This is a genomic window from Pseudomonadales bacterium, from assembly GCA_024234435.1.
GTDB lineage: Bacteria > Pseudomonadota > Gammaproteobacteria > Pseudomonadales > Porticoccaceae > JACKOF01.
Window position 1 is genome coordinate 1 of sequence record JACKOF010000004.1, and the last position, 15,495, is coordinate 15,495.

Annotated in this window: 14 protein-coding genes; 7 read left to right on the top strand and 7 right to left on the bottom strand. The window is 50.1% G+C overall.

Annotated features, from left to right (window positions below; translation table 11 throughout):
* Positions 1-5: 5 nt before the first annotated feature.
* From H7A02_13970 to H7A02_13980, 3 genes are all read right to left on the bottom strand, one after another.
* Entirely contained in the window at positions 6-509 is a 504-nt protein-coding gene (locus H7A02_13970; protein ID MCP5173363.1) for a hypothetical protein, read from the bottom strand.
* 81 nt (positions 510-590) lie between these two features.
* Positions 591-1,172, bottom strand: coding sequence for a hypothetical protein (locus H7A02_13975; GenBank protein MCP5173364.1), 582 nt, complete (start codon positions 1,170-1,172; stop codon positions 591-593).
* A gap of 101 nt (positions 1,173-1,273) precedes the next feature.
* Complete coding sequence (locus H7A02_13980; GenBank protein MCP5173365.1) at positions 1,274-1,597, bottom strand: hypothetical protein; 324 nt, start codon at positions 1,595-1,597, stop codon at positions 1,274-1,276.
* A 243-nt stretch (positions 1,598-1,840) separates the two neighbouring features.
* Between H7A02_13980 and H7A02_13985 the strand changes: the two genes are divergently transcribed.
* Complete coding sequence (locus H7A02_13985; GenBank protein ID MCP5173366.1) at positions 1,841-2,806, top strand: integron integrase; 966 nt, start codon at positions 1,841-1,843, stop codon at positions 2,804-2,806.
* Positions 2,807-2,830: 24 nt separating this feature from the next.
* Here H7A02_13985 and H7A02_13990 read toward each other — a convergent pair whose 3' ends face one another.
* The 4 genes from H7A02_13990 to gatC form a co-directional block, all read right to left on the bottom strand.
* On the bottom strand, positions 2,831-3,127 hold the full coding sequence (locus H7A02_13990) for a PA4642 family protein (protein MCP5173367.1): 297 nt from the start codon (positions 3,125-3,127) through the stop codon (positions 2,831-2,833).
* Between the two features lie 84 nt (positions 3,128-3,211).
* The gene (gatB, locus tag H7A02_13995) at positions 3,212-4,678 is read right to left on the bottom strand and encodes an Asp-tRNA(Asn)/Glu-tRNA(Gln) amidotransferase subunit GatB (protein MCP5173368.1); all 1,467 of its coding nucleotides are present in this window, start codon (positions 4,676-4,678) and stop codon (positions 3,212-3,214) included.
* A complete protein-coding gene (gatA, locus tag H7A02_14000; protein ID MCP5173369.1) occupies positions 4,678-6,144 on the bottom strand; it encodes an Asp-tRNA(Asn)/Glu-tRNA(Gln) amidotransferase subunit GatA in 1,467 nt (488 codons plus the stop codon). The genes gatB and gatA overlap by 1 nt, the downstream gene beginning before the upstream one ends.
* A 120-nt stretch (positions 6,145-6,264) precedes the next feature.
* A complete protein-coding gene (gene gatC / locus H7A02_14005; GenBank protein ID MCP5173370.1) occupies positions 6,265-6,552 on the bottom strand; it encodes an Asp-tRNA(Asn)/Glu-tRNA(Gln) amidotransferase subunit GatC in 288 nt (95 codons plus the stop codon).
* 300 nt (positions 6,553-6,852) lie between these two features.
* On the opposite strand from gatC, the gene H7A02_14010 reads away from it, so the two are divergent.
* The 6 genes from H7A02_14010 (at position 6,853) to H7A02_14035 (ending at position 15,481) form a co-directional block, all read left to right on the top strand.
* Positions 6,853-7,887, top strand: a complete 1,035-nt coding sequence (locus H7A02_14010; GenBank protein ID MCP5173371.1) for a rod shape-determining protein — start codon at positions 6,853-6,855, stop codon at positions 7,885-7,887.
* A 122-nt stretch (positions 7,888-8,009) separates the two neighbouring features.
* Positions 8,010-8,837 (top strand): rod shape-determining protein MreC, encoded by an 828-nt coding sequence (gene mreC, locus H7A02_14015; protein ID MCP5173372.1) that lies wholly within the window; start codon positions 8,010-8,012, stop codon positions 8,835-8,837.
* Between the two features lie 3 nt (positions 8,838-8,840).
* Entirely contained in the window at positions 8,841-9,323 is a 483-nt protein-coding gene (gene mreD / locus H7A02_14020) for a rod shape-determining protein MreD (protein ID MCP5173373.1), read from the top strand.
* Between the two features lie 72 nt (positions 9,324-9,395).
* Positions 9,396-9,986 (top strand): septum formation inhibitor Maf, encoded by a 591-nt coding sequence (gene maf / locus H7A02_14025; GenBank protein ID MCP5173374.1) that lies wholly within the window; start codon positions 9,396-9,398, stop codon positions 9,984-9,986.
* Between the two features lie 22 nt (positions 9,987-10,008).
* Positions 10,009-11,481 (top strand): ribonuclease G, encoded by a 1,473-nt coding sequence (gene rng, locus H7A02_14030; protein ID MCP5173375.1) that lies wholly within the window; start codon positions 10,009-10,011, stop codon positions 11,479-11,481.
* 25 nt (positions 11,482-11,506) lie between these two features.
* Entirely contained in the window at positions 11,507-15,481 is a 3,975-nt protein-coding gene (locus H7A02_14035) for a hypothetical protein (protein ID MCP5173376.1), read from the top strand.
* The last annotated feature ends 14 nt before the right edge of the window (positions 15,482-15,495 follow it).

Consider the following 15,495-nt stretch of genomic DNA (forward strand, 5'->3'; position numbering starts at 1 on the left):
GCCATTTACTCCGCTACTACTTTGCATGTTTTGTTAGGGTATTGAGAATACCAATCCCAACCGTCAGACTCACACAACGTTGATGTGTATTTATTGTGGCTCTTTTCAATTGTAATTTCAGTTAAAACTCTTTCACTCATAACTTGCCAGTTAAAATTTGTGCTGTATTCAAGAATATTTCTACCATTTACAAACAATTCATCAATGAGAATAACTCCCGCGCCTTGTCCCATTCCTCTTGGCTGAGGGCCGTAAACATCGACTTTCATGCTTATATCTCCCCCCTCAAGATCACAAGAGAACAATTGATCTTTGCCTGACTCTATTTCAATAAAGCCTTCCGGAGCCTTCACATCGTGCTCTTCGAGGCTAGTACTCATTGTAGGAATCACTTTAAATACATTCGAAGCCTTGTCGCAATGAAATGCTATGCCCACAATAGCCCAATCAGCATGTGCTTGACCCGCCAATAAGCATGATAAAAAGACAGTTAGAATTTCTCTGCTCACAGATATTTCCTTTACGGCTAACGCCTACAGCAGAGGCAAAAATGCAGCGCAGCGGAATTTTTGTCCTGCTGGCTGTACTTGTTACGTTTCATCAATCTTAAAACCCTGCTTTTCAAACTCTTTCTTTAGCGCCTCAAGATCTATATAACCAAACTCGGGTATACGTTTCTTGGGGGGTACAATTTCTTTGAGTGATTCCGTTAGGTTGTATAGCCGCCAACTAATGGCAAAAATAAAATCGTGTTTTGTTCCCGGAGGGCCACAGTTTGTTCTGGCTTCTTGATTTCTCTCGCGGTAGTTAGCAACTTTATCCAGTTCATCAACGCGATTTTTAACAGAAGCACCGTCAAATGAAAGCTCGAAAGGATTATGAGCGAAATCATTTCTTAGCTTTCGAATGATATGAAGGTCTCTTTGCATGACGTTGGAGATAAGTCCTAACTGGTAACAAAGATCAATTCTTGCTGAGAAAGAAGATATCGGGCTGTTGCTTCCTGAAAATACACACCAATCCTTTTTTGCCGCTGGAATAATGGCAGCTTTAATTGTTTCTTTTAATGCCTCGTCTAATAGCGCTCCAGCAACTATAACGATAGACCTATCTGTTTCATGGTCTAGCTCTAAATGAAGCCGATCCCAATATTTATCAGTTATCTCAGTCATCGCTCGACTCTTTGAAAACGTAACGCCGCCGTAAACGGCGAGCCACGCAGTGGCGAGTCCAGTGGAGCGCCATTGGCGCGGAACGGTGTTTAACGGCCTTGTTATGAGTCACGTACCACACCTATTTTAGATTTTGCAAATAAGAAAATACCTGTTGCTATAAACAGCATGCTTACCTGCCCTAGATGCATTGATATCTTCGCTGTTAGTGGCAAGCAACTGTAATAATCTTGGACAGTAGCCCAGCATGAACCAGTGCCTTCAGGATGGCCGATAAACTGCATATACAGTACACCTTGAGCATTAAATAAAAAGCCGAAAAGCAATACAGTCCCTGCCCAGCGTTGGCCGCTATAGATCAGATAGCTGCTTGAAAACAAGCAAAGGATAATACCCAAGTAGATTGTTATATGTTCAGCGATCATAGATCCCTCTATAGCTCATAACAGTATGTTAATGAGGCCTTCAGCCTCATAATAATTATTAGAAGGCGGCCTTTTAATTCCTGCAGAGGTTTTTGGTTTGCCTTTAATTCATTGAAAATGCTGGAAAAATAATTTTGGGTTTTGCTGGGGAATAATAAAAAGGCCGTCGGCCTGATAACAATTGACTTGTCAGGTAATCCGACTATTCTGTTTACCCATGGTTTCAAGGATGAGGCTAACACCATGCGACAATCTCCCTTTCTTCAATCCGTTGAATCATTTATGCGGGTTCGCCGTTACAGCAAGCGCACAATTTCCAGTTACCTTTACTGGATTAAATGTTTCATACTTTATCATCACAAGCAACACCCAAAAGATTTGGGGGACGGCCATATCGAGCAGTTTCTTACTTATCTTGCGGTTGAGCGAAATGTGTCGGCGGGAACGCAGGCAATCGCGTTAAATGCGGTTGTTTTTTTGAAAACAAAATTCTTGAATCAGGATGTGGGTGATTTGTCTGCCTTTTCTAGGGCGAGCAGGCAACAAAAGTTACCCGTTGTGTTAACCCAGCGTGAGGTGTCGGGTTTACTGGGGCAGTTGTCAGGCTCGGTAAAGCTGATGGTTTCTTTGATGTATGGGTCTGGCTTGCGTCGTATAGAACTTGTGCGATTGAGGGTTAAGGATGTTGATTTTGATATGTCTCAGTTGCAGGTTTGGTACGGCAAGGGCGGTAAACATCGTTTGGTTACTCTTGCGCCTGAGCTGCACGAATCAATTCGTTGGCAGGTTCAGCGAGTCAAGGTTTTTTTAGCTGAAGATAGTCAGAACCCGGATTATTCGGGTGTTTGGTTGCCAGATGCGTTGGCGCGAAAGTATAGAAATGCACCTCGTCAGTTAGGCTGGCATTATTTGTTTCCGGCTTCGCGGCTGTCCATTGACCCACAGTCAAAGTTGTGGAGAAGGCATCATTTTGATGAAAGTGCTCTGAATAAGCGCATTGCTCAAGCAGCAAGAGCTGCAAATATAAATAAGCAAGTTACCAGTCACACTCTGCGCCACTCTTTTGCGACTCATCTTTTGCAATCAGGTGCTGATATTCGCACGGTGCAGGAGCAGCTTGGGCATAGTGATGTGAAAACCACTGAAATCTACACCCATGTGTTAAAGCAGGGGGCTAAGGGAGTCCGTAGCCCGTTGAGCAATTTGTAGCGATAGCCTGTAATTTAAGGCTATTTATTCTGCGCCATGTTTTTTTAGGGCGGTGGCGTAATCTTCGCCGTGTCGGTGTGCTTCGGTAATTTTTAGCAGTGTTTGTCCTGCCGGGTTAGTGGCGTTGATGTTGAGGCCCGCTTCGAGAAAGAATGTCAGGAAAGTGTCGAAGTTTTCAGCTTTCATGCCGCGATAGGCTTTTTCCAGCAGGTGAAAGTCGTGGTTTACACCTGTTGGCGCTTCAAAGTTCAGGAAGGTTTTTATGCGTGCTTCGTCAAAAACTTCGCCAAGGACTTTCTGTTTGTCTTTTTTTAGTGACATGATTGTTTTTCCTATTTCTATCGGGTTTTCGTCAGAGCTGTCGGCTTGTAATGACGTAACCCATTAAATTTTGGGCTCTATTTTTTAGAGTAAGTCGTTTAGCTTTTGCAGGAGTATTTGGTTCACCTGTTGCGGGTTGGCCTGACCTTTTGAGGCTTTCATAATTTGCCCCATAAAACCGCCGAGTTTTTTCTTGCGTTTGTTTTCTTCAGCGCTTAGGTAGTCTTCGACCATAGCGGGGTTGTTGGCTATTACCTCCATAACCATTTGCTCCAGTGCGCCAGTGTCAGAAACTTGTTTGAGCCCTTTGGCTTCAATAATGGAGTCGGCGTTACCTTCGCCGTTCCACATGCCTTCAAACACCTGTTTGGCCATTTTTCCACTGATGGTGTTGTCGTCGATACGCTGAATCATTTGTGCAAGGTGGTCGGCGCTGACAGGGCTTTGGGTAATGGGTAGCTCCTGGGCGTTTAGCTGAGCCGATAGTTCTCCCATAATCCAGTTGGCTGAAAGTTTTGCGTTGTTGCTGGCGGCAACAGTTTGTTCGAAGTAGTGTGCTACTGGTGCATCTGCGCTGAGAATATTGGCATCGTAACTGGAAAGCCCGTACTGCTCCATAAAACGGTCATGGCGGGCGTCCGGTAATTCCGGCAAGTTGGCTCGCAGGGTTTCAATGGTATCGTCATCAATAACGACGGGTAGCAGGTCGGGGCAGGGGAAGTAGCGGTAATCGTTAGCTTCTTCTTTGCTGCGCATGGCGCGAGCGGTACGGGTGTCGCCGTTGTACAAGCGGGTTTCCTGCACGATTTTGCCGCCGTCTTCGATCAGATCGATCTGACGTTCCACTTCCAGTGCAATGGCGTCTTCCATGAACTTGAAGGAGTTGAGGTTTTTGGTCTCGGTGCGGGTGCCATATTCTTCCTGGCCTTTGGGGCGCACAGAAATGTTGACATCAAACCGCATCGAACCTTGCGACATGTTGCCGTCGCAGATGCCCAGAGAGGTGACAATGCTGTGCAGCTTCCTGGCAAAAGCTACCGCTTCTTCGGCGTTGCGCATGTCAGGCTCGGAGACAATTTCAATCAGCGGTGTACCGGCGCGGTTGAGATCAATGCCGCTCATGCCGTGACCATGTCTTTCAAAAGAGGCTTCGTGCAGGGATTTCCCTGCATCTTCTTCCAGGTGCGCATGATGAATGCGAATAGATTTTTTGCTGCCGTTTGCCAGCTCTATTTCAACACGGCCAGGGCCGACAATGGGCTTTTCCAGTTGTGTGGTTTGATAACCTTTGGGCAAGTCGGGGTAAAAATAGTTTTTGCGTTCAAATACCGAGGTGCTGGCAATTTCAGCGTCTACGGCCAGGCCAAACATAATGGCGTAGTGAAACGCCTGTTCGTTGGCAACTGGCAATGTGCCCGGCATGGCCAGATCAATAGCGCAGGCCTGGGTGTTGGGCTCTGCTCCAAAAGCGGTGCTGGCCCCGGAGAATATTTTGCTTTGAGTGGCAAGCTGAACGTGTACTTCCAGACCGATAACGGTTTCCCATTCCATCAGATAGCCTCCCCGTTAATGCTGGCCGGGGCTCGTTGATGCCAGTCGGTGGATGTCTGGTATTGGTGTGCAATATTCAGCATGCGAGCTTCATCAAAGTAATTGCCAATAATTTGCAGGCCAACGGGTTTGTTGTCGACAAAGCCACAGGGGACTGACATGCCGGGCAGCCCTGCCAGGTTGGTGGCGATGGTGTAGATGTCCTCCAGGTACATGGCAACCGGGTCATTCCCTTTGGCGCCAAATTCAAAAGCGGGTGATGGGGAGGTTGGCCCCATGATGACGTCGACTTGCTCAAAGGCGCTGATAAAATCCTGTTTGATCAGACGACGCACCTGCTGGGCTTTGCGGTAGTAGGCATCGTAATAGCCCGCCGAGAGGCAGTAGCTGCCCACCAAGATGCGACGTTTGACTTCATCGCCAAAGCCTTCAGCGCGGGTACGCATGTACATATCGCGCAGGTCTTTCGGGTCTTCACAGCGGTAGCCGTAACGCACGCCATCAAACCGGGAGAGATTGGCCGAGGCTTCAGCGGGTGCAATCACATAATAGGCAGGTACGGCCAGATGGGTGTTGGGCAGGCTGATGTCAACCAGGTTTGCGCCGAGCTTTTCCAGCTCTTTCAGGGCGTTTTCAACAGCTTGAGCGGTGCCAGGGTTAAGACCTTCGCCGAAGTATTCTTTGGGTACCCCTATTTTCAGACCGCAGATGCTGTCGCTGAGTGTACGGGTGTAATCCGGTACTTCGCGGTCCAGCGATGTAGAGTCTTTGGGGTCGAAGCTGGCCATCACGTTCATCATCAGTGCCGCGTCTTCGGCGGTCCGAGTGATGGGGCCGCCCTGATCGAGACTGGAGGCAAAGGCAATCATGCCCCAGCGGGAAACGCGTCCATAAGTGGGTTTCAGGCCGGTAACGCCACACAATGCGGCAGGTTGGCGAATGGAGCCGCCAGTATCCGTGGCGGTAGCCGCTGGTGCCAGCCGAGCTGCAACCGCTGCCGCCGAGCCACCGGATGAACCGCCGGGAACGGTCTGGGTGTTCCAGGGATTTTTCACCGGGCCGTAAAAGCTGGTTTCGTTGGATGAGCCCATGGCGAACTCGTCCATGTTGGTTTTGCCCAGGGTCACTGTGCCGGCGGAGTTAAAGTTCTCAACAACGGTGGCGTTGTAGGGGGGCACGAAGTTGTCGAGCATTCTGGAGCCGCAGCTGGTGCGAATGCCCTGAGTGCAAAAAATATCTTTGTGGGCAATGGGTATACCGCAGAGTGAAGTTGCTCTTCCGGATGCACGTTGTTGATCGGCTTCTGCTGCCCTGGCTAAAGCGGAGTCGGCGGTGACCGAGATATAACTGTTGAAGGTTTTATCGAATCTGGCGATGCGATCCAGATAATGCCGGGTGAGCTCAACACTGGAAAATTCGCCGGATTCCAGGCCTGCTGCCAGTTGGGCTAATGTTTTGTGGTGCATGCGAGATGAAATTCCGTTCTTGAAATAAGCTGTTTGTGAATGGCGCAAATCAATGCTGCCGTTCGGTGCGAGTATTGATTCATCTATTCCGTGTACTTAATTGCCCTTAACCGGAAGCCTCTAGTCGATCACTCTGGGAACCAGGAACAGACCGTCTTCGGTTGCCGGTGCAATGGCCTGCATTGCTTCCCGGCAGTCTGGTTCGGTGATCCGGTCTGGTCGCAGGCGCTGTACCGCATCGAGTGGATGCGCCATGGGGTCTACTCCGGAAGTGTCGGCAGCCTGTAGCTGATCGACAAGTGCGAGCACCTCTCCGAGGCTGCGAGTGGTTTCGGCGATATTCTCTTCAGTGATGCCGATACGGGCCAGTTCTGCCAGTTTTTCAATGTCTGCGCGTTCGATGGTCATTTTTTGAATTTCGTGCCTGGTTTTCGGGGTGTCCGTATCTGTGATAAAACTGATTTCGCCTGATTCGGAGCCGGGCCGCTAAGGTATCATAATTACGGCAGTGAAGGTACTGGCGCGGGGGCATCCGGTCATGTGTTCTGATACTTGAGGCTGTAATAAAGCGGGTTCTGGTTCTCATGAAGCCCTATAATACCTTGCTCTGGGGCACTTTGGTTGATAGAGTCGCCAGTTTAGTGGGTCAGGTTCCCCCTTGTCATCTGACAAAGCAGCCGGGGTGCCATCAAGAAGGAAATAATTTTCATGTTAAAGCGATTGCGCGGTCTTTTTTCAAACGATGTTTCCATCGATTTGGGAACCGCGAACACTCTGATTTATGTCAGGGATAAGGGGATTGTTCTCAATGAGCCTTCGGTAGTGGCTATTCGCTCTCATCACGGTCAAAAAATTGTTGAGGCGGTGGGCGTTGAGGCGAAGCGGATGTTGGGTCGGACGCCTGGTAATATCACTGCTATCAGGCCGTTGAAAGACGGGGTGATAGCCGATTTTCAGGTGACGGAAAAGATGTTACAGCACTTCATTAAAAAAGTGCATTCCAGCCGTTTGATACCACCTAGCCCCCGAGTGCTGATTTGCGTGCCTTGTTTGGCTACGGAAGTGGAAAAACGAGCGATTCGTGAGTCCGCGATGAGTGCCGGTGCGCGTGAAGTATTTCTGATTGAAGAGCCTATGGCTGCTGCTATTGGCGCCGGGCTGCCAGTGGATGAAGCCTGTGGTTCAATGGTGGTGGATATTGGTGGGGGTACTACCGAGATTGCTATCCTGTCTCTCAATGGCGTGGTGTTCTCTGACTCAGTACGTATTGGTGGCGACCGCTTCGATGAGGCAATCAGTAACTATGTTCGTCGCAAATACGGCAGCATTATTGGTGATACAACGGCCGAGCGCATCAAAATGGAAATCGGCAGTGCCTATCCTGGCAACGAAGTGATGGAAATTGATGTGCGTGGTCGCAACCTCGCCGAGGGTGTTCCCAAGAGCTTCACACTGAACAGCGATGAAGTGCTCGAATCCTTGCAAGAGCCGCTGGCCGGTATTGTTCAGGCGGTTAAAAAAGTGTTGGAACAATCACCTCCCGAGCTGGCTTCCGATATTGCGGAAACCGGTATTATTCTCACGGGTGGCGGCGCACTATTGCGCGATCTGGATCGGTTGCTGACCCATGAGACGGGGTTGCCGGTAATTGTTTCGGATGAGCCTTTAACCTGTGTGGCTCGCGGCGGCGGTAAGGCGTTGGAAATGCTGGATAAACGACGGATTGATGTGCTCTCTGATTAAGATCGATCATTCCAGCAATTGGCCGAAGGTGTGACTGCCGAATAGCGGCTACAAAATGATTCCGGTAGACGATACACTGCGCGCAGTAAAGTGAGTCTATTCGGGGCGGCGACATTAAAAATATCTTTCGTAAGAGCAGTTCCAATACCGGCCGGGTGCTGGTGCTGTCGCTCGTGGCAATTTGTCTGATTTTTGTGAGTCACTATACCGGCTGGCTACAGCCTGTCCGCGGACAACTGGCAGAGTTTTCAAAACCCTTTTACTGGATTACCAATATCCCCGATCGCCTTGCGGAGTGGGGCAGTCAGACGGTAGTCAGCAGAGCCCAGCTTGAGGCCGAGAATGAGCGGTTACGCACTGAGCTGCTGGTGCAGCAGGGTCGGGTGCAACGTATGGCAGCACTGGCAACTGAAAATGTTCGGCTGCGCAACCTGCTGAATGCTACGGAGCTTCTGTCCGACAGCGTTCTGGTGACCGAATTGATCGGGGTTTCTTCTGACCCAGCACAACAGACTATTCTTATCAATCGGGGGAGCAATGATCAGGTTTATCCCGGTCAGCCAGTGCTCGATGCCGATGGTTTGATGGGGCAGGTGGTGGAGGTTTATTCGGATCACAGCCGTGTCTTGTTGATTACGGATGAACATCACGCCCTGCCGGTTCAGTTGCTTCGCAATGGGGTTCGCAGCATCGCCGAAGGAACGGGCGACTATGGGCGTCTGCGGCTGCGCTTTGTGACGCCCACTACAGATGTGCGGGTGGGGGATGAGTTGATCAGTTCCGGCCTTGGTGGGCGATACCCGCCTAACTACCCGGTGGGAAGAGTTTCAGCCGTGAAAAAGTCGCAGGAAGATACCTATCTAGAGGTGGCTGTCGTTCCTGCCGCCCGCCTTGATCGCAGCAGACATCTGTTGTTGATTTTTTCTGAAGTGGACCGGCTTGGGGATTAATCGTTGAGTCAGACGCGTATTCCTGTCAACTTCTGGGTGCTTTGTTCGTTAGTGCTGGGGTTGCTGATGGAAATTTATCCCTGGTCGGTATTTGATTATAGCTGGCAGCCACAATGGTTGTTGCTGGTCGTGGTTTTCTGGGTTTTGTGTCGGCCATCAGAATATGGCGTGGTGTTGGGGTTTTTTGCCGGGCTGTTGCTGGATATTGTGCTGGGTGGTGTGATGGGCCGCTATGCACTGGGTATTTGTCTGAGTGTTTATCTGCTGAAAGCTGTGCAAAAGCGCTTTCATTACGCAACTGTGCTGCATCAGCTAGCGCTGGTATTTGTTTTGGCGGTAGTGAATTCTTTGGTGACAGGCGCAATTGATATGTGGGTTCTCGATGTCACTGCTTCGGGGCGTTCGGTGTTTTTGCCTGCTTTGCTGACGGCCTGTTTGTGGCCGTTGGTGCAGCTGCCGATGCGCAGGGTTGTGAGTGAAGAGTAGCCTGCCACTTGGGCGCAGCATTTGTTGTCAGTTGTATAATTGCACGGCCAGCCACTTAAACAGCACAGACTAATGACGCTATCTGCCGATTTTATTTTATCTTCCGCATCGCCCAGGCGACGAGACCTGCTGAAGCAGATTGGTGCCCGCTTTATTGTGCAGCCTGTGTTCACGGATGAAACTGTTTTTGCGGGAGAAAGTCCTGTGGAATATGTGACGCGTATGGCAGAAACAAAGGCTTCGGCTGGCTGGCGGGCGAGCAATCAATCCTTACCGGTGATGGCTGCGGACACGGCGGTGGTTTTGGCGCAGAAAATTTTTGGCAAGCCGGAAAATCAACAGCAAGCTCTACAGACATTGCAGTTTTTATCGGGCACTACTCACAGGGTTCTCTCCGGGGTGGCCATTTGTCAGGATGAACGGATAGAGAGCCTGGTTTCGGAAACGCTGGTGACCTTTCGGCATCTGGATAGAGACGAAATGGAGCGTTATTGGCAAACCGGGGAACCTGCTGACAAAGCCGGTGCTTATGCTATACAGGGTGCCGGTGCGGTGTTTGTGGATAAAATTGAAGGCAGTTATTCCGGTGTTGTCGGTTTGCCTGTGGCTGAAACAACGCAATTGATGAGACGTTTTGGCATCCCCTGGTGGCAACAGTGGTGAATAGTCAAGATAAGTGGTGGGTATGAATTCTGAAATTCTGATTAACATGACGCCGATGGAGACGCGTGTTGCGCATATAGAAAACGGTGTGCTGCAGGAAGTCTCTCTCGAACGCACCTATCACCGCGGTTTTGTCGGCAATATCTACCGGGGCAAAGTAGTGAGAGTGTTGCCAGGCATGCAGGCGGCGTTTGTGGATATCGGTCTCGAGCGTGCCGGTTTTATCCATATTGACGACATCCATCTCTCCGACCAGCAGCGACAGGAGCTTGCTCGAGCGGGTGAACTTGATGTCCGCCGTTTGTTGCGTGAAGGCCAGCTTGTGAATGTGCAGGTAGCCAAAGACCCGATTGGCAGCAAGGGGGCGCGACTGACAACACAGCTTTCGCTTTCCTCGCGATATCTGGTTTTTATGCCACAGGTTTCAAAAGTTGGCATTTCTCAACGCATTGGCGAAGATGCTGAACGGGAACGTCTTAGATCACTGCTGGAAGAAGATGTGACCGATGGTGAAGGTTATATCGTGCGCACGGCTGCCGAAGGTATCAGTGACGAAGAGATACATGCCGATAAAAAGTTCCTGAAACAGCTATGGCGCCACCTTGAAGAGAAATTCAAGGTGGCCGATGCTCCTGCGAAACTCTATGAAGATTTACCGCTGCATCTTCGAACGCTGCGTGATGTGCAAATGGAATCGGTTGAAAAGATCCGGGTGGATTCCGGAGAGTTTTTCCATGAAATGAAGGTTTTTGCCGAACAGTTCAATCCGGAAATGTCATCGAAAATTGAACGTTATACGGATGACCGGCCACTGTTCTATCTCTATGGGGTTGAAGATGAAATCAGTCGGGCGCTGGATAAGCGGGTGCATCTGAAGTCTGGCGGTGATCTGGTGATAGAGCAAACCGAATCAATGACCACGATTGACGTCAATACAGGTACCTTTGTCGGTCACCGGAATCTTGAGGAAACTATTTTCAAGACCAACCTTGAGGCGGCGACCGCCATTTCAAGGCAGCTCAGACTGCGCAACCTTGGCGGCATTATTATTATCGATTTTATTGATATGCGGGATGTTGAACACCAGCGTCAGGTGCATCGAATATTGGAGAAATCCCTGGAAAGGGATCGCGCCAAAACGGTGATTACAGGTGTTTCTGACCTGGGCCTAGTGGAAATGACACGCAAACGTACCAGTGAAAGTCTGGTTCAAATGCTGTGCGAGCCATGTCCCGCCTGTGATGGCAAGGGCAGCATGAAATCCGCAGAAACGGTCTGTCATGAAATACTGAGAGAAATTTTGCGAGAAGCCAGGGCGTTTGAGTGTGACCGGTTTTTGGTGCTGGCCGCGCCGGTAGTGATAGATCGGCTGCTGGATGAAAATTCTGCTAACGTCGCTGATCTGGAGGAGTTTCTTGGACGTCGAATAGAATTGAGAGTGGAAGATGTTTACTCCAGAGAGCAGTATGACATCATTCCCGTTCACGCCCATTAGATGGTAAGGATATACCGCAGCTAACATGGCAGTAAACTGGAAAAAAATACTGGTTTTTCTTGCCCGCAGAGTTTGGTTTTTCTCTGCGGCGCTACTGGTTACCCTGGCGGTATTGGTTTCTCTCGGCAGGCAGGCCATTGATGGGCTGGAGAGCTATCGCCCGGCGTTAAATGAATACGTCTCTGAATTGCTTGGTGTACGGTTTCGTGCTCAGCGCTTATCCGGCAGCTGGGAAAAACTGATTCCCAGTATTACTGCCGAGGATATTGCGCTGTTTGGCGACGCTGACCAGACTGAGCCGGCAATGACTCTCAGTTCGTTGACCTTTGATCTGAATTTTTTTCAAAGCCTTTTTTCGTGGGAGCTGATCTGGCACGAGCTCACTTTTGGCGAAGCCCGATTGACATTACAGGAGAATCGGCAGGGGCAGTGGAGTCTGGCCGGTTTGTCTATGGGCGGCGGGGCTTCCGGCAGCAATCTGCTGGATGTCATCTTTCTCAGTGATCATATTGAAATAGCCGAACTGCAGGTGACACTGGCCTTCTATTCGGGCACTCGCACCATTGTGAATGCACGGGATATGGTGGTGGAGAGTGATGGTGATTTTCACCGGTTACACGCATCGCTGGCTCTGGATGGGCAGCAGGAGTCTGCCAGGCTGGTGTTGGAAGGCGTTGATGATACCGGGAGCTACCAGGATTTTTTCGGCAGCGGTTATCTGAAGCTCAGCAGGATTAATTTTGATGGATCTGTCAATGCGATCCTCAAAAACTGGTTTCCTGAATTGGTGGCGCGGGTTGGAGATATACAGAGTGATCTGGATGCAGAATTCTGGATTGACCTGCAGGGGCTGGACAAGTTCGAATGGGTGGGGCTGGTTCGAGCAGATGAAATCCCCATGAACTGGCTGGCAGATGCCGAGCCGCTGAAAAACTTCCGTGCCGAGGCAACAGGGTGGTTCAGTGCGGGCAATAGCTGGGGCATGCGCTGGCAGGGTGTGGATTTTGATTGGGGTGAATTCGATATTGAGCCATTTAATGCTGTGTACTCTCAGCAGATGGGGGGCAACTGGGGAAGTGGTTCGCTCTATTTTAATCGACTCAATGTAGCCACCTTCGCAGAATTATTGCAAGGCACAAAACTGCCGCCCGAAGCGATTCTCAATGCGCTGGACAATTTGCAGCCTAAAGGCGTGTTAAAACGCATTCATCTCCAGATCGGATTGCAAGAGGGTGATCCGGCAGTGCATGCCAGAATGAACATGGATGATATATCCATTGCTTCCTGGCATGGTGCGCCCGCCAGCCGACAGATCAATGGCTATGCAGAGTTTTACAGTGAGCAGGGTGTGACAGAAGGGTTAGTTGAACTCGACAGCCCCGATGGTTTTGCCATGTATTACCCCGCAGTTTACCCGGATTATATGGAGCACAGCTCGATCAAGGGGCAAGTGCGCTGGCGCTGGGATCAGGTCGACAGTGCGGTGAAAGTTGCAAGTGGACCGATAGCGGTCGGCGGTGCAGAAGGGGTCGGACGCGCATACTTGTATCTGGATATTCCAGTGGGTAGTGACCGGGTTCCTGAAATGTTTTTACTGGCTGGCGTGAAAAATACGCATTCCCGGTATCGGAACCGCTACTTACCTGAAACGCTGAATGATGGATTGCGGACATGGCTTGAATATGCCCCTACAGATATTGATGTTGCCGAAGCGGGATTTATCTGGCGTGGTGCTCTGAAGGGCGAACATTCGGGGCGGACAGTGCAACTGCACCTTAATGTAGAAAACAGTGAGCTGGCTTTTCAGCCTGACTGGTTACCCTTAAAGGCATTTAATGCCCGCATTGATCTTGATGACACCGAATTCAATGGGGCCGTAACGAAAGGCATGTTGGGTAATGTCAGGATTGACTCAGCAGATGTCAGCCTGATTTCGAGCAAGGAAACAGACAGTACACTGTTGCTTATAAAAGCCAAGGCAGAAGGGGATATGGGGGAAGTGCTGTCCGTGCTGCATCAGTCGCCATTGGCGGAACGGGTATCGGCACTGCAAGACTGGAACATCTCCGGTAACTCTTACCTGGATCTCGACCTGGCCATTCCGTTAACCGCTGATAAGGCGGGGGAGCATTATCGAGTTGATACGACCTTTGGGAATGCACGGTTTACTGATATTGCCGGAGATCTTGTCTTTGAAAAACTGGAAGGCAGTTTGCGATACCGGCTCAATGACGGTTTGAATGCAAAACTGATTACTGGCACATTCTGGGATCAGCCGCTGAGGGCCAAGATTGTTAGCGAAATAACCGGAGACGGAATGCTGACAAAAATTCAGGGCAGCGGAATGGTTGCTGCCGAAAAACTGTCAGCTTATCTGAGTTTGCCACAAGGGCAATTGCTCAGTGGTGGCACGCGATACAGTGCAGAATTGCAATTACCTTTTACGAACAATGCCGAAGTGGTAGAGCCTCAGAAGCTGTATCCGCGACTCTCAGTCAGCAGCGACTTGAAAGGACTTGCTGTTGATCTGCCTCGGCCATTTGCAAAGAAGGCGGATGACGTTCGCAAAACCGCGCTCAATATCGGTTTTAATAAAACCACCGACGTTAACATTCACTTTGGGGATCTGGTTGACAGCTCACTGGAGTTGCGTAACGGTGAAGTGGTTCGTGGTGCGCTGGCGATTAACCAGCCTTTGACGGAAATGCCAGAGCAGGGACAGTTCAGCGTTGGAGGTTATCTCTCGCGGATGGATTTGTCCGAATGGCGGACTGTTTATGGCCTTTGGCAAAACAACGGGGCCAGTCTGTCAGTTGGCACTGCATTAATGCCAAAACTCGATTTGCGATTTGATCAGGCTGAAATAGGTGAATTCAGGCTGCGCGATGTGCTGCTAAAGGGAGCCAGGCAGGGCTCACAGTGGCAGTTGAATCTCGATAGTGATCTTGCAGCTGGCGATGTAATCATTTTGCCAGATGCAGATCGTTCACTAACCATTGCCTTGAGTCGTTTGTCTCTTCCAAAAGCAGATGATAGCGCCGACCCTTTGAAGAACATCAACCCGGCGGATATTCCTGCGGTCAATTTTTCTGTGCAGGATTTCAGTGTGGGGGCGAATCATTATGGCAGCGCCTCGTTTGCTGTTTTGCCTCAGCAGGAAGGCGCGCTGTTTAACAATATTCGGGCTAAATTCGGCGGGCTTTTTCTTGGTGATCACATTGGCGAAAGCAGCGAAACCAGTCTGCTTTGGTTATTGAAAAAGGGGCAGCATTCGTCCGAATTTGATGGCGTATTTCATGCCGGGGATATAGGTGAGGTACTGGAGCAGAGAGGAATGGCTAAAGCACTTGACAGTAAAGAAGCCTACTTCCGTGCCAGTCTTGGATGGCAGGACACACCTGCGAATCTGGCTATAGAAAATGTAGAAGGTTCTCTGGCTATGGAGCTAAACAACGGGAAATTCTACAAATCGCCTGGCGCAGCAACCAATGCTCTGATGCGCACGATCAGCCTGTTTAATTTTGCTAACTGGGCGCGGCGGCTCCGGCTCGATTTTTCTGATCTTTTCCAGAAAGGCATGGACTATAAAAACCTCCATGGCGGCCTGATTTTTAATCGGGGTGTCATGCATTTTGATCCCGCTCTGGTCGTGGAGATGTCATCCGGCAGAATGAAGATGCTTGGCAACGCCAATCTGATAACCGAACAAATTGACGCAACTCTGGTGACAACGTTGCCGGTGGGTACCAACCTGCCGTGGATGGCCGCACTGGTTGGCGGATTACCGGCTGCGGCAGGTGTTTACGTGACCGGAAAAATTTTCAAGAAACAGGTCGACCAGTTATCCAGTATCGGTTACAGCATCAAAGGGTCTTGGGATGACCCATCGCTGCAAGTGAATCAGATATTCAGCGATAGCCTGAGGAAGGCTAAGGGGGTGGATAATGGAGCGACCCTGCCAGAGAACGGCCAACCAGATCAAAAGGTCGATTTACAATGAGAATTTCAGCAATA

Excerpts from the sequence above, each read along its gene's own strand:
- gatC (MCP5173370.1), bottom strand. The coding sequence starts at position 6,552 with ATGACCATCGAACGCGCAGACATTGAAAAACTGGCAGAACTGGCCCGT.
- H7A02_13980 (MCP5173365.1), bottom strand. The coding sequence starts at position 1,597 with ATGATCGCTGAACATATAACAATCTACTTGGGTATTATCCTTTGCTTG.
- H7A02_14010 (MCP5173371.1), top strand. The coding sequence starts at position 6,853 with ATGTTAAAGCGATTGCGCGGTCTTTTTTCAAACGATGTTTCCATCGAT.
- rng (MCP5173375.1), top strand. The coding sequence starts at position 10,009 with ATGAATTCTGAAATTCTGATTAACATGACGCCGATGGAGACGCGTGTT.
- H7A02_13975 (MCP5173364.1), bottom strand. The coding sequence starts at position 1,172 with ATGACTGAGATAACTGATAAATATTGGGATCGGCTTCATTTAGAGCTA.
- maf (MCP5173374.1), top strand. The coding sequence starts at position 9,396 with ATGACGCTATCTGCCGATTTTATTTTATCTTCCGCATCGCCCAGGCGA.
- gatA (MCP5173369.1), bottom strand. The coding sequence starts at position 6,144 with ATGCACCACAAAACATTAGCCCAACTGGCAGCAGGCCTGGAATCCGGC.
- gatB (MCP5173368.1), bottom strand. The coding sequence starts at position 4,678 with ATGGAATGGGAAACCGTTATCGGTCTGGAAGTACACGTTCAGCTTGCC.
- H7A02_13990 (MCP5173367.1), bottom strand. The coding sequence starts at position 3,127 with ATGTCACTAAAAAAAGACAAACAGAAAGTCCTTGGCGAAGTTTTTGAC.
- H7A02_14035 (MCP5173376.1), top strand. The coding sequence starts at position 11,507 with ATGGCAGTAAACTGGAAAAAAATACTGGTTTTTCTTGCCCGCAGAGTT.
- H7A02_13985 (MCP5173366.1), top strand. The coding sequence starts at position 1,841 with ATGCGACAATCTCCCTTTCTTCAATCCGTTGAATCATTTATGCGGGTT.